General features: G+C 65.8%; 21 protein-coding genes, 1 tRNA gene and 1 pseudogene. 6 read left to right on the forward strand and 17 right to left on the reverse strand.

From position 1 onward, the window contains the following. Positions 1-88: 88 nt before the first annotated feature. A complete protein-coding gene (locus G7078_RS09100) occupies positions 89-475 on the forward strand; it encodes a DUF3597 domain-containing protein (RefSeq protein WP_166095279.1) in 387 nt (128 codons plus the stop codon). Positions 476-536: 61 nt separating this feature from the next. Here G7078_RS09100 and G7078_RS09105 read toward each other — a convergent pair whose 3' ends face one another. Next, complete coding sequence (locus G7078_RS09105; protein WP_166095282.1) at positions 537-1,079, reverse strand: hypothetical protein; 543 nt, start codon at positions 1,077-1,079, stop codon at positions 537-539. A 228-nt stretch (positions 1,080-1,307) separates the two neighbouring features. Between G7078_RS09105 and G7078_RS09110 the strand changes: the two genes are divergently transcribed. Beyond that, a complete protein-coding gene (locus G7078_RS09110; RefSeq protein WP_166095284.1) occupies positions 1,308-1,883 on the forward strand; it encodes a hypothetical protein in 576 nt (191 codons plus the stop codon). 97 nt (positions 1,884-1,980) lie between these two features. Here G7078_RS09110 and G7078_RS09115 read toward each other — a convergent pair whose 3' ends face one another. The 6 genes and pseudogenes from G7078_RS09115 to G7078_RS09140 all read right to left on the reverse strand — a co-directional run bounded on the left by G7078_RS09115 (position 1,981) and on the right by G7078_RS09140 (position 5,833). Next, positions 1,981-2,613 (reverse strand): superoxide dismutase family protein, encoded by a 633-nt coding sequence (locus G7078_RS09115; RefSeq protein WP_246166341.1) that lies wholly within the window; start codon positions 2,611-2,613, stop codon positions 1,981-1,983. A gap of 152 nt (positions 2,614-2,765) precedes the next feature. Then, the gene (locus G7078_RS09120) at positions 2,766-3,614 is read right to left on the reverse strand and encodes an outer membrane protein (protein ID WP_166095286.1); all 849 of its coding nucleotides are present in this window, start codon (positions 3,612-3,614) and stop codon (positions 2,766-2,768) included. 124 nt (positions 3,615-3,738) lie between these two features. Continuing rightward, positions 3,739-4,236, reverse strand: a complete 498-nt coding sequence (locus G7078_RS11000; protein WP_166096313.1) for a DUF2793 domain-containing protein — start codon at positions 4,234-4,236, stop codon at positions 3,739-3,741. Then, positions 4,220-4,570 (reverse strand): annotated as a pseudogene (locus tag G7078_RS11045) (terminase large subunit domain-containing protein); the annotation flags it as partial. The gene G7078_RS11000 and the pseudogene G7078_RS11045, both read right to left, overlap by 17 nt. Before the next feature lie 65 nt (positions 4,571-4,635). Continuing rightward, positions 4,636-5,082 carry a hypothetical protein gene (locus G7078_RS09135; protein WP_166095288.1) on the reverse strand — a complete coding sequence of 149 codons (447 nt, stop codon included), beginning with the start codon at positions 5,080-5,082 and terminating at the stop codon, positions 4,636-4,638. Positions 5,083-5,269: 187 nt separating this feature from the next. Next, positions 5,270-5,833, reverse strand: a complete 564-nt coding sequence (locus G7078_RS09140; protein ID WP_166095290.1) for a hypothetical protein — start codon at positions 5,831-5,833, stop codon at positions 5,270-5,272. Between the two features lie 100 nt (positions 5,834-5,933). On the opposite strand from G7078_RS09140, the gene G7078_RS09145 reads away from it, so the two are divergent. Next, a complete protein-coding gene (locus G7078_RS09145; RefSeq protein WP_166095292.1) occupies positions 5,934-7,043 on the forward strand; it encodes a hypothetical protein in 1,110 nt (369 codons plus the stop codon). Here the strand turns inward: G7078_RS09145 and G7078_RS09150 are convergent. Together G7078_RS09150 and cysE are read right to left on the reverse strand one after the other, a co-directional pair. Beyond that, positions 7,024-7,365, reverse strand: a complete 342-nt coding sequence (locus tag G7078_RS09150; protein WP_166095293.1) for a DUF2794 domain-containing protein — start codon at positions 7,363-7,365, stop codon at positions 7,024-7,026. The genes G7078_RS09145 and G7078_RS09150 overlap by 20 nt on opposite strands. Further along, positions 7,362-8,048, reverse strand: coding sequence for a serine O-acetyltransferase (cysE, locus tag G7078_RS09155; protein ID WP_166095296.1), 687 nt, complete (start codon positions 8,046-8,048; stop codon positions 7,362-7,364). Before cysE ends, G7078_RS09150 begins: the two co-directional genes overlap by 4 nt. Before the next feature lie 131 nt (positions 8,049-8,179). Between cysE and G7078_RS09160 the strand changes: the two genes are divergently transcribed. After that, positions 8,180-9,109 (forward strand): hydrogen peroxide-inducible genes activator, encoded by a 930-nt coding sequence (locus G7078_RS09160; protein ID WP_166095298.1) that lies wholly within the window; start codon positions 8,180-8,182, stop codon positions 9,107-9,109. A gap of 52 nt (positions 9,110-9,161) precedes the next feature. Here G7078_RS09160 and katG read toward each other — a convergent pair whose 3' ends face one another. The 3 genes from katG to G7078_RS09175 all read right to left on the reverse strand — a co-directional run bounded on the left by katG (position 9,162) and on the right by G7078_RS09175 (position 13,038). Beyond that, positions 9,162-11,405, reverse strand: a complete 2,244-nt coding sequence (katG, locus tag G7078_RS09165; RefSeq protein WP_166095300.1) for a catalase/peroxidase HPI — start codon at positions 11,403-11,405, stop codon at positions 9,162-9,164. 108 nt (positions 11,406-11,513) lie between these two features. Beyond that, positions 11,514-12,080: a CDP-diacylglycerol--glycerol-3-phosphate 3-phosphatidyltransferase gene (gene pgsA / locus G7078_RS09170; protein WP_166095303.1), complete on the reverse strand. Its 567-nt coding sequence runs from the start codon at positions 12,078-12,080 to the stop codon at positions 11,514-11,516. A gap of 70 nt (positions 12,081-12,150) precedes the next feature. Continuing rightward, the gene (locus G7078_RS09175) at positions 12,151-13,038 is read right to left on the reverse strand and encodes an alpha/beta fold hydrolase (RefSeq protein ID WP_166095305.1); all 888 of its coding nucleotides are present in this window, start codon (positions 13,036-13,038) and stop codon (positions 12,151-12,153) included. 150 nt (positions 13,039-13,188) lie between these two features. Here G7078_RS09175 and G7078_RS09180 point away from each other — a divergent pair, with 150 nt between their 5' ends. Then, positions 13,189-14,490: an MFS transporter gene (locus tag G7078_RS09180; RefSeq protein WP_166095307.1), complete on the forward strand. Its 1,302-nt coding sequence runs from the start codon at positions 13,189-13,191 to the stop codon at positions 14,488-14,490. A gap of 19 nt (positions 14,491-14,509) precedes the next feature. Here the strand turns inward: G7078_RS09180 and G7078_RS09185 are convergent, their stop codons facing one another. Then, positions 14,510-14,728 (reverse strand): hypothetical protein, encoded by a 219-nt coding sequence (locus G7078_RS09185; RefSeq protein ID WP_166095310.1) that lies wholly within the window; start codon positions 14,726-14,728, stop codon positions 14,510-14,512. Between the two features lie 109 nt (positions 14,729-14,837). Further along, positions 14,838-16,268, reverse strand: coding sequence for a DUF4932 domain-containing protein (locus tag G7078_RS09190; RefSeq protein WP_166095311.1), 1,431 nt, complete (start codon positions 16,266-16,268; stop codon positions 14,838-14,840). Between the two features lie 129 nt (positions 16,269-16,397). On the opposite strand from G7078_RS09190, the gene G7078_RS09195 reads away from it, so the two are divergent. Further along, positions 16,398-17,315, forward strand: coding sequence for a LysR family transcriptional regulator (locus tag G7078_RS09195; protein WP_166095313.1), 918 nt, complete (start codon positions 16,398-16,400; stop codon positions 17,313-17,315). A 106-nt stretch (positions 17,316-17,421) separates the two neighbouring features. On the opposite strand, the gene G7078_RS09200 is transcribed toward G7078_RS09195, so the two are convergent. The 3 genes from G7078_RS09200 to rpsA form a co-directional block, all read right to left on the reverse strand. Then, positions 17,422-17,507: transfer RNA gene (locus G7078_RS09200), tRNA-Leu, on the reverse strand. Between the two features lie 103 nt (positions 17,508-17,610). Next, positions 17,611-17,907 carry an integration host factor subunit beta gene (locus tag G7078_RS09205; protein ID WP_166095315.1) on the reverse strand — a complete coding sequence of 99 codons (297 nt, stop codon included), beginning with the start codon at positions 17,905-17,907 and terminating at the stop codon, positions 17,611-17,613. Between the two features lie 89 nt (positions 17,908-17,996). Then, a complete protein-coding gene (rpsA, locus tag G7078_RS09210; RefSeq protein ID WP_166095318.1) occupies positions 17,997-19,712 on the reverse strand; it encodes a 30S ribosomal protein S1 in 1,716 nt (571 codons plus the stop codon). Positions 19,713-19,772: the final 60 nt, after the last annotated feature.

Here is a 19,772-nt window from a genome sequence, read left to right on the forward strand (position 1 = left end):
CGGTTAAGGTCCGGCCCGCCGCCATTCGGGCAGGCCGATGCAACCATGCCCCCCGCCCTTCGTCTGTCGACCAAAGGGAGATTCCGGCATGAGCATTTTCGGCAAGATCAAGGACGCCATCTTCGGCCACAAGGACAAGGCGCAGCCCGCGCCGCAGGCACAGCCCCAGGCCGCCCCGCAAACGCAGCAGCAGGCCCCGGCACCCGCGCCCCAGCAGCAGGTCGATGTCGACGCGGTGCTGGCGCAGATGGCGGCGCAGAAGGGGCAGGAGCTCAATTACCAGAGCTCGATCGTCGACCTGATGAAGCTGCTCGACCTCGATTCCAGCCTCGACAACCGCAAGGAACTGGCGACCGAGCTCGGCTACACCGGCGAAAAGGACGGCAGCGCCGAAATGAACATCTGGCTGCACAAGGCGGTGATGCAGGAACTTGAAAAGAACGGCGGCAAGGTCTCCGCCGCGCTCCGCGACTGACGCGAAAAGGGCCGGCGCAACGCTCGCCGGCCCTCCCCATTAATTGGTCTGGAAACGCAGCTTAAAGCGCTGCGATTTTCAAATCTTCGTCCAGGAATGCCTTCACGCCCGCCCCTGCCGGGATGCTGGCGCTGGTGCCGGTGACGAAAAAGCCCGCGACCGGGACCAGTGCGATCGCAGCGACAACGCCGGCGGTGCCGGTGACGCCCTTGTCGTCGAACGTGCCGGTTAGCCGGATCAGCCGGTCGCCGACGCGGACGTTGAGCACGCGCGCTTCGATGCGGCCGGATTTGCCCCACATGCCCTTGTTGCGCACGTCGGTGATCTCCGCTTCCGCCGGGCTTCCGGCCGGAATGACGACCCGGGTGCCAAGGCGAACGTCGGACGTGACCGTCAGGCGAACGCGTTGCCCGACACGCAGCTTCTTGCCGGCGGTGGTGATCCCTTCGGCCATGGTCAGCGGCACATCGGTGCCGGCGCGCAGCACGTCACCGGCGGCGGGCGCCAGGATGACCGCTTGCGCGGCGGGCGCAGCGATGGGTTGAGCGGGCGCGGCGGATTGCGCCGCGGCGAGCGCCGCAAGCGGGACAAACAGAAACGACATTGATGAACTCCCCCAGGTTACGCGCCCCTTCCCCCGAGCGGGACGCAGCGGAAACGTGCATCGAAAGGCCCGCCGAGTAAAGCGGGGCGGTTCAACGGCTCTCCAGGCCGCCGATGAACCTAGCCCGCTGCCACGGTTGTTTTCGGTTCATGCGACCAACCGCGCAGCCGAAACGTTCTTGTCCTTGAACTCCCCCGGCGTTCCCCGGCGGAGACGAGGACCAGTTTGATGAAGATCGTCCACATTTTCGCCGCCGGCGCGGCCATTGCCGGTATGGCCGCTCCTGCCGCGGCCCAGGTCTATGGCCAGCCTTATCCGCAGCCCTACCCGCAGCCTTACCAGCAGGGATATGGCTACCAGAACCAGAACGTGAACCCGGTGCAGCAGATCGTCGATCAGCTCCTCGGCAACCGTTACAACGTCAACGATCGTACCGCGGTGCAGCGTTGCGCCAGCGCGGCGCTTGCCCAGGCCGGCGCCCAATATCGTCAGCCCTACGGCAATGCCTACGGCTATCAGGGCCAGGGTCAGGGCTACGGCCAGCAGTACGGCTACAACCGCCAGGTCGTCGCCCCGGGCATGCGCGTGACCAACATCACGCAGGTCGCCCGCGTCCGTAACGGCGTGCGCGTCCAGGGCCTGATTTCCACGGGCATGACGAACAACCGCTACGGCCAGCCGGGCTATGGCGATCCGCGTTATGCGCAGCAGGCCGGGGCCGATCTCTCGTTCCGCTGTAACGTCGACTATCGCGGTGCGGTGACCGGGCTTCGGGTCGCTCGCTACAACCCCTACCGCCGTTAATCAGCGACAGGACTGAACTGACGGGCGGGCGTCGCGACGAAGGTCGCGGCGCCCGTCTGCCATTTGGCGCGCACCGCTGCCCGGTTGGCCCGCTCGTCTAGAGCGGTGGTGCGATCACCGCGCAGGCGATGCGCGCGCCGCTGTTGCCGCTCGGGTCGCTGACCAGGTCGTCCGGCGCCGCGTGGATGACCAGCGCCGATCCGTCGGCGTCGGACAGGCTCGCCAGGCTCGCCCCCGACAGCACCATCGACTGGTTGGCGACGCCGTTGGCGGACACGATCAGGTTCGGCAGGTCGCCGGCGTGGTGGCCGGCGGGGTTGTTGAGCCCGTGCTTGCGCGCCGCCGGGTTCCAGTGGCCGCCGGCGCTTTCGAACCCCGGCGGGTCGCAGCGGCCAACGCCGTGAATGTGGATGCCGTGCACGCCGCGCGGCAGTCCGGCTGCGGCAACGCGCAGGCTCACCGCGCCCGCCGATTGCCACAGGCCGACGGTGCCAAGCGCCTGGCCCGACGCGCTCGTCAGTTGGACTTGCCGGACGTACGCCGGGTCGGCGACGCTGACGCATCCGGCCGCGGCCAGGCTTCCCGCCACCATCGCCAGGCGGCCGATGGTGCGGGCCGCTCCGCGCCGGTGGGCGGCACCGCGCGGCTGGGCGGCTCCACGCGGCTGGACGGCTCCACGCGGGTGGGCTGGTCCACCCAGGGGGGCGGGGCGGGTTGGGATTGCGCTCATGTCGTTTCTCCTCGCGACTGCAAGGATAACGAGTTTGGGCGGGGCAACGGTTCCGAACAAAAGAAAAGGGCCGCCGCTGCAGCTGCAACGGCGACCCTCTATCTTGTCACTGGACCCGGCGCCTCGGCGCCAGGTTCAGCCGGTCAGAACGCTTAGCCGCGCTCTGGTGCCGGGGCCGGCGGCGGCGGCGGCGGCGGCGGGCACATGTCCGTCGCCAGGATCACCGAACCGTCGGGGCAGGTCTGCGTGGCCGGGGCCGGAGCCGGCGGCGGCGCTTGCTCGACGATAACCGGCGGCGGCGGCGCAACAGCCACGGCGCCGAAGTTGTAGATTAGGCTCGCCAGGATGCTGTGCGACCGGAACTGGTTGGCATCGATCCGGAACGGCGTCGGCCCGTCGACGTCGTAGCGGAGCTTCGGCACCGTGAAGAACCGGTACTTGGCGCCCAGGTCCAGGTTCGGGGTGAGCGCATAGCGAAGGCCGGCAATGGCCTGGTACGCGATGCCGCTGTCCCGGCCGTTGAAGGTGCGGTCGATGCTCTCGACCACAACGCGCTGGTTGACGCGCGCAGCGCCAAGACCGCCGCCAACGTAACCCGCGAAGCGATCGCCATCGAGTTCGACGTCAAGCAGTGCGTTGCCCATCACCGACAGGACAGTCGAACGTCCCGAACCGTCGAAGTCGCCCGGCTTCACGCCACCGTCGCCGTCGATCAGGTCGTCGACGAACACTTCGTTCACGGTCGCGCGCTTGTAGGCAACTTCACCTTCGACGCGGAACATGCCGAAGTCGTAACCGGCGATGCCGCCGACATCGAAGCCAAGCTTATGGCCGATGCGGTAAGCGTCTTTGACGCTGATGTTGTCGTCGGAATAGCCGAAGTTGGTGTCGGTGACGACAAGAAGTCCACCCTCGACGCCAACGTAGGGGCTTCCGTCACGCGCGGAAGCCGGGGCCGTAAATGCAGTCGTGACCGCTAACGCGATAATTAATTTGCGCATGCAGGGATCCTCCCAGGAAAATTCACTAAGCGTGACGTTAATCCGCTAGTCATCCTCGAACAAGGATTTTCCGAGTGGAGGCAGGAAAGCGCGCGGGCTGCGCTCAATCGGCAACACTTGTGGTTTAAGTCGCTACAAGTCCGTGACTTCGCAAGGCAAGCAAGATCGCCTCGATTGCGGCGCGCGCCGGCGCATCGATGGTGGTGCCACCCGCCGGGGCGGCAATCGCGCCGACTTGCGCACCGACAACCTTCGTTCCGTTCACGAGGACTTGCGCGCTCCGGGTGATGCCCATTTCCCACGATGTCCCATTCCAGCGCGCGGGCAATGCCTCGGCCTTGAGCCACATTTGCATCCCCTGAACAGGCGTCACGAAGCGCCAGCCGCCCGAACTGAATGTCGCGAGCTTCGAAGCTTCGCCAGCCCAAGCGCCGCTTGGATTCGCTCCTACGAGGTACGTCGCACCCGAAGCTGGGGCTGTTGGCGGATCGTTGGTCGGCGCTTCCTCTGCCGAGCTCGCGACCACGGTATCGAGCACTAGGAGCGCACCAGGCGATGTCGTGCTCCGGCCCGCGCAGCCCGTCCGGACTGTCACCGGAAAAGATCTGCGCCTGGCTGCCATTCGGCCAGGTCAGCCGCCCAATGCTCGGCTCCCATTTCGCGCGGCTGCGGTTGCGCTCCGCGACGCTCAGCACGCCGCTGACACCCTCGACCATGATCCGCCGCGTCTCATCCAGAGACGCGCCGACCAGCGCGATCCGCATCCCCGGTCGGCTCCGTGCGATTTTCTCGACCCACTCGGCCCCGGCCCGGGTCTTTCCAAGCCCGCGACCGGCCATCATCAGCCAGGTGCTCCAGCTTTCTCCCTCCGGCTGGACCTGCGCGTCATGAAGCCACCGCTCGTATTCGGCGTCCATGTCGACCACGTCTTGCCACGTCATCTTCTTGAAGATCATCTGGCGACGCCGCTCTTTGCTGAGCCGCGCGAGCGCCAACGTCTGTTCGCGCTTGGACAGAAGCTTCACTCAGCAGCGCTCCGTGCCTCTTCGCGTTTGCGCAGGCGTTCCAGCTTACGGAACAGCCGCTCCCTGATCTCGTCGATGTCCGCGGGCTCGTTCTCGGGTGCGCTTGCAAGGGCCGTGTCCCGGTGCATCTTCAGCAGTTGGAGGCCGAGCTGGTTGGAATATTCCAGCATTCGATCCGTGCCCCCGTCCTTGCGCGGAACGACTTTCTCGGTCCCGTTGAATGCGCGGTCGAGCAGGACCAGCTCAAGCCGACTGTAGGCCGTCCCCATCGCTTCCAGCCAGCCGGCGCGGAACGCCGCATCCTTGTTGCGCAGCTTGTAAGCGTGGCGAACCGAAATGCCGGCCGCTTCAGCCGACAACGTCACGTTGCAAGTGGCGGCGAGCGTCGCAACGAAGTCCTCCAACTTTTCCTTGGTGCAACTCCGCCCGGAGGCTTTACGCACCTGCGGCCTTTCGCCGCCGGCAAGCACCAGCGGCGCCGCCTTCTTCCTCCCCGCCATCGCCGCCTCACGTCCAACAAAAAGGGCCGCGACACTTGCGTGTCCGGCCCGACTCGGTTTTTCTCACTGTTCCCAAGTGGTACCGAAACAGCGTTACGATGTCAATAGTTATTTTACCTATCTGGTTCGTTTATTCATTTTTCCAGGCTTCGAACTTGCGGTCGTAGCGGGCCTGCTCGCTCGCCAGCCGTTCTTCGATCGCATCCTGCTCGCGACGATGCTCGCGTGCCGCATCCCGACGCTTGCGCTGCAATGCGGCGATTTCGTCGTCGATCAGGCCGACTGCCTTGGCATGACGCTTCGTCGCTTCGGCAAGCTGGTCCTCAAGCGCGACGACGGTCGCACGGGATGGTTTGGGTGGCCGTGCGGGTTTCACCGCCTTGGCGCCCTTCCCTTTCGCTCGTGCGGAAGCTGACGCGCCTCCCGTCTTCGACCGCTTCACCTCCCGCCCAAGCGCCGCAATCTGCTCGTCTTTGCTGCCGCGCGGCACCCGCACGACTTCGCCCGGCCGCTCCAGTGCCGCCGCGACCAACGCCGGCTCCTCGACCTGCTCGGCCGCGCCTTGCGCGAACAGGTTCGAATCCGCGCCCCAAGCTTCCAGTGCCGCTTTCTGGCTCGGAGCCGCGACGATCGCGTCGTGAAACCCGATCGGGGTGCGGAAGACCTTGAGCTTCGGGCTGCGCGGCTTGGCCATAAGATGACAACGCGAAACGGCGCCAACCTCTCCGCGCGTTTTGCTGTATTGACGCACTAATACAGTTGGGCTTATCCTCGCCGGACAGGGAGGAACTTCAATGTACAGCCAGAACGATCTGGATGACGCCGTTGCGGCCGGTGCGATCAGCGCCGAATCCGCGACCGCGCTCCGCGCCTACATGGACCGCTCGCGTTCGACGTCCGCCGTTGATGAAGAGCATTTCCGCCTCATCACCGGCTTCAACGACATCTTCGTCTCGATCGCCGCGGTGATCCTGCTCGTCGCGGTCGGCTGGATCGGCCAGTCGATCGGCCACTCGGCCGGCACCGCGATCGAGGGCAACGGCCCATCCTTCCTCGCCCCGTTTGCCGTTGCGGCGACCAGCTGGGGCCTGGCCATGTTCTTCACCGCCAAGCGCCGGATGGCGCTGCCGTCGATCCTGTTGCTGCTCGCCTTCGTCGGCTCGGTCTTCGCCACCGCCGGCATGTTGCTGGTGCAGGCCGTCGGCGTACACCAGCTCGACGATAATGCGCAGCTCGGCGGCATCGTCGGGGCCGGTGCGGCCGCGATTGCTGCGGGGGCGGCGTGGCTCCACTGGCGCACGTTCCGAGTGCCCATAACGGTTGCCGCCGGGGCCGCCGCCGTTTCGGCGATTGCGGTCGGCCTGCTGGTTGCCGCTCTCGGCGACCGGGCGGAAGAAATGCGCAACATCATGCTCGGCTTCGTGCTCGTGCTTGGCGTCGCCACCTTCCTTTTCGCCATGTGGTGGGATTCATCGGATCCGGGCCGGATCACCCGCCGCTCCGACGTCGCCTTCTGGCTGCACCTTCTGGCAGCGCCGATGATCGTACATCCGATCTTCAGCCTGCTCGGCCTCAACGACGGCAGCGCGACCGTCGGTGAAGGCCTGATGGTCGTCCTGCTCTACGTCCTCATCGGGCTTGCCGCATTGGCGATTGACCGCCGCGCCTTGCTGGTCTCCGCGCTCGCCTACGTCCTGTTCGCGCTGCAGTCGCTGTTCGAACGTGCCGGCGCGATCGAGCTCAACATCGCGCTCACGGCGCTGGTCATCGGCTCGTCGCTGCTGCTGCTCTCGGCCTTCTGGCACCAGGCCCGCGGCGCCGTCGTCCGGCCCCTGCCCGAAGGCTTGAAGGCGCGGCTTCCGTTACTCGACCGAACGGCTCTGGTCAGCCAACCAGCCGCATAAGCCGCCGCTCGAGTGGGGCCAGGACTCCGGCAAGATCCTGGCCCCGCCTCAACACCATGCCATGCTCGCCGATCAGCGCGAACATGCCTTGCCTGTGGCGCAGCGACGGGCGCTTCTCGACCCGGATTTCGGGCCGCTCTGTGGCACGGCGATAAGCGGCGAAGACCGCCAGGTCAGGGTGATGCCCAAGCGCATAGTCCCGCCAATGGCCGGCGGCGACCATCCGGCCGTAAAGGTCCATGATCCGCATCAGCTCCCGCCGGTCGAAACTGGTGATTGCCTGCCGGTCCCGTGGACTTGGGAACGGCGTAATGACGGTCAAGCGCTCTTCGCCTTCGAAGCCGGCTGCGACGGCGCCTTCAACGCCCGCACTTCCGCCCGCAGCTCCTCGATCTCCCGCTCCATCTCGGCCAGCTTGGCACGGACGGGATCGACGTCCTCGCCGCACGGCGTTCCGTAAGGGACGAAGCCCGGACTGTAGTGAACGGTATCGACCGGCACTGCCTTGGCCGGGATTCCGACGACCGTGGACTTGGGCATTACATCCTTGGTGACGACGGAATTGGCCCCGATCTTCGCGCCTTCCCCGACCTCGATCGGGCCCAGGACTTGCGCGCCGGAACCGATCACCACGCCCGACCGGATGGTCGGATGGCGCTTGCCGGCAACGCCGGTGGTCGGGTTGGTGCCGCCAAGGGTGACGTGCTGATAGATGGTGACGTCGTCGCCGATTTCGGCGCTCTCGCCGATGACGCTGAACCCGTGGTCCAGGAAGAAACGCTTGCCGATCTTGGCGCCGGGATGGATGTCGATGCCGGTCAGGAAGCGCGCGAAATGGTTGACGAGCCGCGCCGGGAAAAACAGGCGCCCTTCCCATAGCCAGTGGGCGACTCGGTGCAGCCCGAGCGCCCATACGCCCGGATAGAACAGCACGTCCCAGCGCGAATGCGCAGCCGGGTCCCGCGATTTCACCGAATCCAGATACTGGATCAGTCCTGGCTGCATCGACCGTCCTTCATTCTTCCCCGCAATTTATGATCCCCGCCCGCCGATTGCCAGAGGCAGCTGGGCGCGTGCCTCGCTTCAATCGCCCAGCTGCGTTACAGCAGCCTTATTGATTGAGTAATCCGATTAGCATGACCGTCCACCAGCCGACCCTGAAGCAGCTTCAATATCTCGTCGCGCTTCGCCAGCACGGCCATTTCGGCAAGGCCGCCGATGCCTGCTTCGTAACGCAATCGACGCTATCGGCCGGGCTTCGCGACCTCGAAACCTTGCTCGGTGTCACGCTGGTCGAGCGGACTCGGCGCGTGGTTCGCTTCACCCCGCTCGGGGAAAAAGTCGCCGACAAGGCCGTGCGCGTGCTGCGCGAAGCCGAATCGCTGACGGAAATGGCGCGCGCCCAGGGCCAGCCGCTGCACGGCGAATTGCGGATGGGCGTCATCCCGACGATTGCGCCTTTCCTGCTCCCGGCGATGCTCCCCCGTCTCCGACGCGAATGGCCGCAGCTCAAGCTCTACCTGCGCGAAGAAACCAGCCACGCCGCGTGTGAGGCGCTTCACCGCGGCCAGCTCGATTGCGTCCTCCTCGCCCTTCCCTACGGCTGCGGCGACGTCGATTCCGAAGCGTTGTTCGACGATCGCCTGTTCGTCGCTTTTCCCGCTGGCGAGGCGCCGCCCGGCAAGTCAGTCACGGTCGACGCGATCGACGAAGGGCGGATGCTGCTGCTGGAGGATGGGCATTGCCTGAAGGACCATGCCTTGTCGGCCTGCAACCGGCCCGACCTTCGGGCCCATGCTTCGATGCTGGGCACCTCGCTTCACACGTTGGTTCAGATGGTCGCCAACGGCCTTGGCGTGACCTTCGTCCCGTCGATGGCGCTGAGCGCCGGCATCCTCGACCGCACCGATGTCGAAGCCAAACCTTTGGATTCGGAGAACGGGTTTCGCCGGATCGCGCTCATCTGGCGGCGCTCCAGCCCGCGTGAGGCGGAGTTCCGCCTGCTCGGCACCGCCTTGCGGCACGTGATCGGCGAACTCAGCCCGGGCCTGAGCGCCATTCCCTGACGCTGCCCGGGGCAAGCGACCCAGCGCAATCGGCTGGGTCGCTCCTCCGCTTTTACCGTGCCGCCGGCTCGGCGATCCCGATCGGCTCGACGCTGTCGCCGTTCTGCGGCAGGTCGAAGCGGTCCGCGTTCATCACCTTCGTCCAGGCCTTGACGAAGTCGCGCACGAACTTCTCCTCATTGCCCCTCTCGGCATAGACCTCGGCAACAGCCCGCAACTGGCTGTTCGACCCGAAGATGAGGTCGGTGCGAGTCGCCTTCCACTTCGGCTGCTTGCCCGCGCGGTCCAGCCCAATGAACTCCTCGTCCGCGCTGGTGTCGACCACCTGCCAGAAGGTGTCGGTGTCCAGCAGGTTGACGAAGAAGTCGTTGGTCAGCTGCCCCTTGCGGTTGGTGAACACCCCTTCCGCGGCGTCCTTGTAGTTCGCGCCGAGCACGCGAAGCCCGCCGAGCAGAACGGTCATTTCCGGCACTGAGAGCCCGAGCAGGGAGGCCCGGTCGATCAGCAACTCTTCCGTCTTCACGCTGTGCTTCGTCTTCAGGTAATTGCGGAAGCCGTCGGCCGGCGGCTCCATCACTGCGAAGCTCTCCGCGTCGGTCCATTCCTGGGTCGCGTCGCCGCGGCCGCCAAGGAACGGTACCTCGACGTCGAAGCCCGCGTCGCGCGCGGCCTTTTCGACCGCTGCGGTCCCGGCCAGCACGATCGCGTCGGCCATCGACAGGCTGCCGCGCAATTCGTCGATCTTGGCCAGCACGCGGCCAAGCTCCTCGGGCTCGTTGACGGCCCAGTTGCGCTGCGGCTCAAGCCGGATGCGCGCGCCATTCGCGCCGCCGCGATGGTCGGAACGACGATAGGTGGAGGCCGACGCCCAGGCGGTCTTGACCAATTGGCCGACGCTGAACCCCGCGCCAAGGATCTTGTCCTTGAAGGCCGCGACATCGCCGTCCGAAGGCTTGCGTCCGGCCGGCACCGGGTCCTGCCAGATCAGGTCTTCCTCCGGCACTTCCGGCCCAAGGTAGCGGACCTTCGGGCCCATGTCGCGGTGGGTCAGCTTGAACCAGGCGCGGGCGAAGGCGTCCTTGAACGCTTCATGGTCGTTCCTGAACTTCTCGCTGATCTTGCGGAATTCGGGGTCGACCTTCAGCGCCATGTCGGCGGTGGTCATCATCGTCGGCACGCGCTTGTTCGGGTCGTGCGCGGCCGGCGCCATATCCTCGGGCTTCTGGTCGATCGGCTGCCACTGCTTGGCGCCGGCCGGCGAGCGGACGAGCTCATATTCGTAGTCGAGCAGCAGCCGGAAATAATTCTCCGACCATTGGGTGGGGGTGTTCACCCACGATCCTTCGATTCCGCTGGTGATAGTGTGCTCGCCTAAGCCGCTTTCGTGCGCGCTCGCCCAACCCATACCCTGCAGCGCGATATCGGCCGCCGCCGGCGCAGCGTCGACCAGGCTCGGGTCGCCGGCGCCGTGCGCCTTGCCGAACGTGTGGCCGCCGGCGGTCAGGGCCACCGTTTCCTCATGATTCATCGCCATGCGCTCGAAGGTGATCTTGATGTCGCGCGCCGACTGCAGCGGGTCGGGATTGCCGCCCGGGCCTTCGGGATTGACGTAGATCAGGCCCATCTGGATCGCGGCCAGCGGGTTCTCAAGCTCCAGCTCTTCCTCGGGAATGATGCGGGTCTTGTTGCCTTCCTGGCCAACGAACTGTTCCTCGCTGCCCCAGTAAATGTCGCGCTCGGCCTCGAACACGTCCTTGCGGCCACCGCCGAAGCCGAACACCGGCCCGCCCATGCTCTCGATGGCGACGTTGCCGGCCAGGATGAACAGGTCCGCCCAGCTGATGTTCTTCCCGTACTTCTGCTTGATCGGCCACAGCAGGCGCCGGGCCTTGTCCAGGTTCCCGTTATCCGGCCAGCTGTTGAGCGGCTCGAAGCGCTGCTGCCCGCTATTGGCGCCGCCGCGCCCGTCGGCGGTGCGATAGGTGCCGGCCGCGTGCCAGGCCATGCGGATCATCAGCCCGCCGTAATTGCCGTAATCGGCCGGCCACCACGGCTTGCTATCGGTCAGCATCGTTTCCAGGTCGCGCTTGACCGCCTGGTAATCGAGCGCGTTGAACGCTTCGGCATAATCGAAATCGTCGCCCATCGGGTCGGCCGACAGGCCACCCTGGTTGAGGATGTCGAGCGGTAGCGATTCCGGCCACCAATCCTTGTTCTGCCGTCCCAGCAGCGACCGGACGGTGCTCGGCTTTCCGACGGGGCATCCCTTGCCCATCTCACCGGTCTTTGCGTCCATCGTCGGCTCTCCTGCTCAAGCTAAGGTTTCAGGAGGCCGTAAGACGCCCTTCTCCGCCACTGAAACAAGTTGATTGCGTCAGTGAGAGTTACAAAACCGATTAGTGGCTCAATCCATGTGGCGGATGCCGATCCGCAGGTAATCGTAGCCCGTGATGAGGGTCAGCGCGGCGGCCGCCCACAGGCTGTAAAGCCCGGTTTCGTGCACCCACCAGATGTGCGGCACCGCCCCGCCCAGGATCAAGGCGCCAAGCGCGAGCAGTTGCAGGGTCGTCTTCCACTTGGCCAGCCTGCTGACCGGGATCGAAACCTGCAGCGGGGCCAGGAATTCGCGCAGCCCCGACACGATGATCTCGCGCAGCAAGATGACCAGCGCGGGAACGATGTGCAGCCCGTGGATCACCGGCTCCCCGCTCATCTTGCGGCTCGACACCAGCATGATGATCACTGCCGCGATCATGATCTTGTCGGCGATGGGATCCAGGAATTGGCCGAGCCGCGAAATCTGTCCCTGGGCGCGGGCCAGGTAGCCGTCGAAATAATCGGTGATCCCGACGACGCAGTAGAGGACGAAGGTCACCGCATAATCGATCGGCGTCGGCCGCCACAGAAGGAACACCAGGATCGGCACCGCCAGGATCCGCGAAAGGGTCAGCAAGTTCGGCAGCGTCAGCATCGCGACGGCGCTCTACGCGATTTGGGCGGCTATGCGATAGCGCCCCCGGATCAATATCGCCGAGCGACGATCAGCGCAGGAACGCGCGCAATTCCTGCGCGAACGCCGCCGGCTGGTCGAGCATGATGAAATGAAAGCTCCCCTCGATCCGCTTCAACCGGGCGCCGGGTAAATCGCGATAGGCGGCGCGGTATAGCGCGTCGGTTTGCTGATCGCCGACCGGGATGTTCGGCGCACTGACGTAAAGGACAGTGACCGGCCCGCGGATCGACTTCAGCCGCGGGCGCAAATCGGTCGCGGCGACTTCTTCGAATAACCGGCCGGACACGTCGGCATCGCTAGCGAGCGCCTGGGCGACAAAGGCCGGCCGAGCCGCATCGGTGCGGATCATGGTCGCATAGAGCCGTTCGGTCGCGGCGACCCGGTTGGCCCCGAAATAGCGTTCCCGGGCATCGGCCCCGATCGCCACCGCCTGCTCGGCGGTGACGTCCGGCCCTTTGAACAGCATTGCACCGAACGGGACCATGTCGACGACCATGGTTTTCGAAACGGACGGCACGGCCGCGGCCGTCATCAGTGCCAGCAGGCCGCCGAGCGAATGGCCGACCACGGCCGGACGAACCAGCCCCTGCTCGACGATGTACCGTTCGATCTCCGCCGCCACCGACTCGAGCAACGGACCGGGCTGGGCATTGGCGAGCGGCGGAGCGCCGGCAAACCCGGCAACCTGGACCAGGTGATAGCGATAGCCGGGAACGGCGGCGACGGTTCCCGCCCAGACGTTGCGCGAAGTGGCCAGGCCGGGGATCAGCACTACATCCGGGCCCGACCCGGCGACGGTCACGGAAATGCGATCGGAAACGAACCTGCTCGGCGCCGGAAACAGGGTCGTGCACCCGCCGGTAAAGCTGGCTGCGGCGACTGCCCCGGCAGCCAGGAATAAGCGTCGGTCGATCATCGCGGAGCCCCCCGTTTCCGGCGGCCAGCCTATCGCATCCGAGACAGGGCGCAATGGCGCAGCGGCGGGTCGAACGCGCACTGCCCTTGCTGCGACCGAACTAGCCGCTACACCCGCGCCCATGCCATCGCCGGACCAGCGCCTGCGCTGATGCAGGATTCCCTGCATCTCCTGAAGACCCGGCGCTTCCTGCCCATCTTCGTCACCCAGTTCCTGGGCGCAGCGAACGACAACCTGTTCCGCACCGCCGCGGTGATGCTGGTGATATACGGCATTTATGGCGACGCCACGCAGGAGGCGACCTTCAGCGCCATTGCTGCCGCGCTGTTCATCCTGCCCTTCTTCCTGCTGTCCGCGCTGGCCGGGCAGCTCGCCGATGCCGGCGACAAGGCGCGCATCGTGCGCATCGTCAAGACGGCCGAGATTGCGATCATGGTCGTCGGCGCCGGCGGCCTGCTGCTGCAAAACGTGCCGCTATTGCTCGCCGCAGTCGGTGCGATGGGGGTCCATTCGACCTTTTTCGGGCCGATCAAATACGCCATCCTGCCGCAGCATCTGGCCGACAATGAAGTGCTTGGCGGAACCGGCCTGGTCGAAGCCGGCACCTACATCGCGATCCTTGGCGGGACGATCCTGGGCGGCATCCTGGTCGTGCAGGACAGCAGCGGCGATTTCCACGGCTTGTGGGCCGCGGTCGGCGTGCTCGTGGTGGCGCTTGCCGGCCGGTTGGCCGGCGGCATGGTCCCGCCGGCACCCCCCGATCCGGCGGCGCCGCCGCTGACCATGGACTGGCACATCGTCCGCGCCTCGATCGCCTTGGTCAGCGCCACCATGCACGTGCGCCGGCTGTTCCTCGCCATCCTGGCGATCAGCTTCTTCTGGGCGATGGGGACCGTCCTTGCCGCGCAATTCCCGCCGCTGGTGAAGAATAGCCTGGGCGCCGACCAGGCCGTTGCGACGCTGTTCCTCGCCATCTTCTCGGTCGGGGTCGCGATCGGCTCGGTCGCGGTCAATCACTTGCTCAAGGGTCAGGTCGCCGCCCGCTACGCCCCCGCCTCCGCGCTCGGCATGGGCCTGTTCGTCCTCGACCTGTTCCGGCGGGTCCACTTCTGGCCCTCGCCCGCCGGGGAACAACTGGTCGGGATCCAGCAATTCCTCGCCATGTCCAATGGGCCATGGGTGGTCGTCGACCTGCTTGGAGTCGCGATTGCCGGCGGCATGTTCGTCGTGCCGCTCTATGCCTTCCTGACCATCACCGTGCCCAAGGCGGAAACCGCGCGCACCATCGCCGCCAACAATATCGTCAATGCCGGCTTCATGGTCGCTGCGACCTTGGTGCTGGCCGCCGCCATCCAGTTCGGGGTGACCGTTGCCGACAGCCTGCTGATCGTCGCCATCGCCAGCATCGTCGCCGCCTGGCTCGGCTGGAAACTGCACCAGGCCTGCGATTAAGCGGCCGGGCCTCCCAGGCTCAGGCGAGAACGATCGAGATAAACAGGAAGCCCGACGCGAAGGTCGCGGCGAACAGCTTCAGGTCGTCGGAAAGACCGGCCCGCGGCTGGTCCTCCTCCGCCTCGGAAAGCCACGCCCGTCCGCGACCGAAGCCGCGGGCATGGCGATGCCTGGGCGCGCCAAACCGGCGCAGGGCGGCCATATTCGGCCGGGCGGAGCGAGTGTGCGGCAAGCGCATCGTGGATGTATTAATAGCCATTTAACCACGTTCAACGGCTTTATCGCGGAGCGGCTCCCGCCGTCCCAGGACGGGACGGGTGGAACTCCTCCGGCTCGCTTGGGTGCGGTTAGCGCTTGCGCCCAGTCCTGAACTTGAGCGTGAACGGGGCGATCGCGACCCCGTTGGCTCCGCTGAACTGGCTGGTCAGGAAGGTCGCTTCATAATTGGTGTTCGGCTGCAGCCGGACCTTCACCGTCAGCATGGTGCGGCTGGCGTCGAACGCCGGGCTGCTCAGCTCGGGCCAGGCGCCCATGTCGCCCGACCGCGGTTTCCAGCCCCAGCTTTGCCGCATCGGCCGGTCAAATCGGACGGTCATGGTGGTCGTCGCCGGATTGACGTTGACCGCCCCGTTTTTCGGACTGGATTCGACGACCTTGGGCCGCGACGCATCAAGCGCCGATTTCATCGTCGGCAGGCGCGCCGGCAGGGCCTGGAAATAATCGCGCAGCACCGGGTAGAATGACCTGATGTCGGGATAGCGGGCGCGGTCCCGCTCGTAATCGCCGAGCAGCTTGTAGAGGTCGTCGATCCACACGAAGCCAAGATTGCGCTGGGCGGCCAGCTCCCGCTCCGCCGCCGCCGGCCCGACCCGCTGCCCGCGGTAATGCGCGACGCCCGCGCGAATGATCGATTCATGGATGATGGTCGACCCTTCGCTATATCCCTGCGGCCCCATCTCGCCGCCGAAATTCTCAAGCAACGCGTCGCCGGCGGCCTTCAGGTCACGATCGTAATGTTCAAGGATCAGCGGCGTGACGTAGGAATGACCGAATTCATGGGCCAGAAGGTTGGCGACCCCGATCGGGAAGACCGGGAAACCGTCAACGTCCGTGTCCATCGCCGTGATGATCGAATAAAATTCCCGCTCCCCCGCAGGACCGAAGTAGCGCGATCCGTAATAGACTGTCCCGTTCCCGGGCGCGGGCACGATGAAGAATTGCTCCTTGCCGGTACCGCCATAGAAACGCTGGACCCAGTTCAGGTCAGCCTCGTCTTCGGCCAGGCTGCGCAGGCGGCGCTCGGCGGCCGCGTAGAGCGGCCGCTGCTCGACGAAGAAGCGGTGGAAGTCGGTGACCCGGGCGAAGTCGCGGGCCTTGGCGGCGAAGTCGCGCGCCGCTTCCGGCGTCCAGCGCTTGTCCATCTCCGACCGCTCCAGCGGCACCCGCTCGACCAGGTCCGGCAGCGGCCCGAACTGGATCGCAAGGTCGACCACCGCATTGTAGGCGACGCCGCGCGACGAGCGCAGGCCGGCGACCGCCTTGACCGCCGCATGATCCTTGAACGGCGCGAAGTGCTTGTCGATCGCCTTGGCGTAAGCTGGGACGAACCGGGTGCTATATTCGTCGGCCCCGGCCAGGCGGAAGATGGTCGCGAACAACTCGACCCGTTCGTCGGCCGCCACCGTCACGGGTAGCCTGGCCTCGGCAGCCGGCGCAGCTGGCGGCGCCGGCATGACCGGGGCCAGTGGGCTGATCGAACAGCCTGCCACGCAGCTCACGATCCCGACCAAAAGCCTCTGACGCCACTGCCTACCCATCTGCACCCTCCCGCAAGATGGCTAGACGGCTATCACCTGCTCAATCATCGGTCTAATGCACATGCGATGGGTGCATCATTCCAAAATCGCATGAGCGGCCTGACCGTTCGCCATGTTCGCGCCTTCCTGGAGGTTGCGGAGGTTAGCCATTTCGGGCGGGCGGCGGCGCGGCTCGACATCGCGCAGCCGTTGCTCAGCCAGATGATGCTTCGCCTGGAACAAGTGGTCGGCACGCAGCTCCTCGTCCGCCGCCCGGCGGTTCGCCTAACGCCCGCCGGCGAGATGTTCCTGCCCTATGCGCGCCGGGTGATCGAGGAACTGCAAAGCGGCGTCGAGGTCGCCAACAAGACCGGCGCGGGGGAGCTCGGTCACCTGCAGCTTGGCTTCCCGACCTTGCTTTCGCTCTCCTGGCTGCCGCAGGCGATCGCCGACTATCAGCGCGCCTATACGTCGGTTCAGGTCACCTATCTCGACCTGACCACGGCGGGCCAGTTGCAGGGCCTCCGCGCCGGCCTGATCGACGTTGGCTTAATTCGCCAGGACGGCAGCAGCAGCGGCGATCTGAAGATCATTCCAATCGACCGGGAGCCGTTGCTGCTGGCCGTAGCGCCGGGCCATCGGCTCGCGGATCAGGCGGTCATCGAGGCCCGCGACCTCGCTGCCGAACCGTTCATATTGTTTCCGCGAATGACCGCGCCGGCGTTGTTTGATTCGATCCTGGAAGACGCGCGGCGTGCCGGCGTGCAGTTGAACATCGCCCGCGAAGGGCGGGACTGGCTGGCGGTGCTTGGGCTGGTCCGCGCCGAGGCCGGAATTTCGTTCGTGCCGCAATCGCTCGGCACGCTTGGCCTATCCGGGCTCGTTACGCGCGAGGTGGCCGGGTTGGCCATGACGACGACGCTGTCGCTAGCCTATCTCAAGAGCAGCGAAAATCCGGTGGTCGAACGCTTCGTCGAGACGATGGCGGCGGCATCGCGCGCGCATTCGCCAGATACGGGAAAGCGGTAGGCGGATCGCGCTGTTGCACTGCGATCGACGGCTTCGCCGATCCCCCGGATCGGCTGCAGGCGGATCGCGCTACTCACCAGTCCCCCGGACTGGTTCCGCTGCGCGATGGTGCGGACGGTGGGAGTCGAACCCACACTCCCTATCGGGAAGAGGATTTTAAGTCCCCAGCGTCTACCGTTCCGCCACGTCCGCTTAAGCGACCGAGCGCAGCGTAACTGCGCGGAGAGATCGCGCAAGCCGGCCAGCGCGCGAAGCAGCGACTGACGTCAGGGGGCTCATCCCCATGACGACCTGCTTACTCCGCAGTCACTTCCTGTAAGTTCAGCCGCTCGCGCATTTCCTTACCCGGCTTGAAGTAGGGCACGCGCTTGGCGTCGACCTGCACGGCTTCGCCGGTGCGCGGGTTGCGGCCCAGGCGGGCATCGCGGCTGCGGGTCGAAAAAGCGCCGAACCCGCGCAGTTCGACTCGGCCGCCGCGCGACAGTTGCTCGGTGATCGAATCGAAAATTGCGCCGACGACGCCTTCGACCTCACGCTGGGTAAGGTCGGGAAAATCGTCGCACAGCTTCTGCACGAGTTCGGATCGAATCATCGTATCCCCCGGAAATTCAACACGAAATCCTGCCCTCCCCGGCAGGCAAGGTGGCCACGCTGTCATCAAACGCGTGGCCACGCAAGTGCCTACTTCTTTGCCGATTCTTTCTGCTTGAGCGCTTCGCCCAGGATATCGCCGAGCGAGGCACCGCTGTCGGACGAACCGTACTGCTGGACCGCCTGCTTTTCCTCGGCGATCTGCAGCGCCTTGATCGAGAAGTTCGGCTTCTTCGACCGGTCGAAACCGATCACCATCGCGTCGAACTTCTGGCCGACCTGGAAGCGTTCCGGACGCTGTTCGTCGCGGTCGCGGCCAAGGTCGGTGCGCTTGGCAAAGCCGGTCGGACCATCGTCGCCGACCTGCACGTCCAAGCCGCCGTCCTTGACGTCGAGAACGGTGACGGTGACGACATCGTTCTTCTTGACCGAACCGCCGGCGCCGACCGTGGTGACGCCAACGCCGCCACGCTCAAGCTGCTTGATGCCAAGCGAGATGCGCTCCTTTTCGACATCCACGTCGAGCACGACGGCTTTGACCGTCTCGCCCTTGTGGTGAAGGTTGAGCGCTTCCTCGCCCGACACGCCCCAGGCGATGTCCGACATGTGGACCATGCCGTCGACGTCGCCGGGAAGCCCGATGAACAGGCCGAACTCGGTCGAATTCTTGACTTCGCCCTCGACCTGGCTGCCGACCGGATGGGTGTCGGCGAATTCGGCCCAGGGGTTGGCCTGCGCCTGCTTGAGGCCCAGCGAGATGCGACGCTTCTCCTCGTCGACCTCGAGCACCTTGACGTCGACTTCCTGCGAAGTGCTGACGATCTTGCCCGGGTGGACGTTCTTCTTGGTCCAGCTCATCTCGGACACGTGGACCAGGCCTTCGATGCCCGGCTCCAGCTCCACGAAGGCGCCATATTCGGTGATGTTGGTCACCCGGCCGCTGAACGATCCGTCGATCGGATACTTGGCGGCGGCGCCTTCCCACGGATCGGTTTCAAGCTGCTTCATGCCCAGGCTGATGCGCTGCGTCTCGCGGTTGATGCGGACGATCTGCACCTTCACCGTGTCGCCGATGTTGATCACTTCCGACGGGTGGTTGACCCGCTTGTAGCTGATGTCGGTGACGTGCAGCAGGCCGTCGATCCCGCCGAGATCGACGAACGCACCGTAATCGGTGATGTTCTTGACCACGCCGTCGATGACCTGGCCCTCGGCCAGGCTCTGGATCAGGCCGCTGCGCTGTTCGGCGCGGGTTTCTTCCAGGATGGCGCGGCGCGACACGACGATGTTGCCGCGGCGGCGGTCCATCTTCAGGATCTGGAACGGCTGGGCCATGTCCATCAGCGGCCCGACGTCGCGGACCGGACGAATGTCGACCTGGCTGCCCGGAAGGAACGCCACTGCGCCGCCGAGGTCGACGGTGAAGCCACCCTTCACGCGGCCGAAGATGACGCCTTCGACGCGGTTGCCGGCTTCATGCTCCTTCTCGAGCGTGTCCCACGCGGCTTCGCGGCGGGCGCGGTCGCGCGACAGCATCGCTTCGCCCGAAGCATTCTCGACCCGGTCGACATAGACTTCGACTTCGTCGCCGACCTTCAATTCGGCCTTCTGGCCCGGCGCCGCGAATTCGCGCAGCGCAACGCGCCCTTCCGACTTCAACCCGACGTCGATCACTGCCAGATCGTTTTCGATCGCGGTGACCGTGCCCTTGACGACCTTGCCTTCGAAGGTTTCGTTTTCGCCGCCGAGGCTCTCGTTCAGGAGCGCCGCGAAATCGTCGCGGCTGGGGAATGCCGTAGTGGCCATAAGCTTGTAGATCTTTCCAAGTTCAAACGGGCCTGCCGCGTGACCTGCCACCATGGCGGG

The sequence above is a fragment of the Sphingomonas sinipercae genome (assembly GCF_011302055.1).
GTDB lineage: Bacteria > Pseudomonadota > Alphaproteobacteria > Sphingomonadales > Sphingomonadaceae > Sphingomicrobium > Sphingomicrobium sinipercae.

Bases quoted from the DNA above. Each gene is read 5' to 3' on its own strand.
- G7078_RS09100 (WP_166095279.1), top strand. From the start codon at position 89: ATGAGCATTTTCGGCAAGATCAAGGACGCCATCTTCGGCCACAAGGAC.
- G7078_RS09105 (WP_166095282.1), bottom strand. From the start codon at position 1,079: ATGTCGTTTCTGTTTGTCCCGCTTGCGGCGCTCGCCGCGGCGCAATCC.
- G7078_RS09110 (WP_166095284.1), top strand. From the start codon at position 1,308: ATGAAGATCGTCCACATTTTCGCCGCCGGCGCGGCCATTGCCGGTATG.
- G7078_RS09115 (WP_246166341.1), bottom strand. From the start codon at position 2,613: ATGAGCGCAATCCCAACCCGCCCCGCCCCCCTGGGTGGACCAGCCCAC.
- G7078_RS09120 (WP_166095286.1), bottom strand. From the start codon at position 3,614: ATGCGCAAATTAATTATCGCGTTAGCGGTCACGACTGCATTTACGGCC.
- G7078_RS11000 (WP_166096313.1), bottom strand. From the start codon at position 4,236: ATGGCAGCCAGGCGCAGATCTTTTCCGGTGACAGTCCGGACGGGCTGC.
- G7078_RS09140 (WP_166095290.1), bottom strand. From the start codon at position 5,833: ATGGCCAAGCCGCGCAGCCCGAAGCTCAAGGTCTTCCGCACCCCGATC.
- G7078_RS09145 (WP_166095292.1), top strand. From the start codon at position 5,934: ATGTACAGCCAGAACGATCTGGATGACGCCGTTGCGGCCGGTGCGATC.
- cysE (WP_166095296.1), bottom strand. From the start codon at position 8,048: ATGCAGCCAGGACTGATCCAGTATCTGGATTCGGTGAAATCGCGGGAC.
- G7078_RS09160 (WP_166095298.1), top strand. From the start codon at position 8,180: ATGACCGTCCACCAGCCGACCCTGAAGCAGCTTCAATATCTCGTCGCG.
- katG (WP_166095300.1), bottom strand. From the start codon at position 11,405: ATGGACGCAAAGACCGGTGAGATGGGCAAGGGATGCCCCGTCGGAAAG.
- pgsA (WP_166095303.1), bottom strand. From the start codon at position 12,080: ATGCTGACGCTGCCGAACTTGCTGACCCTTTCGCGGATCCTGGCGGTG.
- G7078_RS09175 (WP_166095305.1), bottom strand. From the start codon at position 13,038: ATGATCGACCGACGCTTATTCCTGGCTGCCGGGGCAGTCGCCGCAGCC.
- G7078_RS09180 (WP_166095307.1), top strand. From the start codon at position 13,189: ATGCAGGATTCCCTGCATCTCCTGAAGACCCGGCGCTTCCTGCCCATC.
- G7078_RS09185 (WP_166095310.1), bottom strand. From the start codon at position 14,728: ATGCGCTTGCCGCACACTCGCTCCGCCCGGCCGAATATGGCCGCCCTG.
- G7078_RS09195 (WP_166095313.1), top strand. From the start codon at position 16,398: ATGAGCGGCCTGACCGTTCGCCATGTTCGCGCCTTCCTGGAGGTTGCG.
- G7078_RS09205 (WP_166095315.1), bottom strand. From the start codon at position 17,907: ATGATTCGATCCGAACTCGTGCAGAAGCTGTGCGACGATTTTCCCGAC.
- rpsA (WP_166095318.1), bottom strand. From the start codon at position 19,712: ATGGCCACTACGGCATTCCCCAGCCGCGACGATTTCGCGGCGCTCCTG.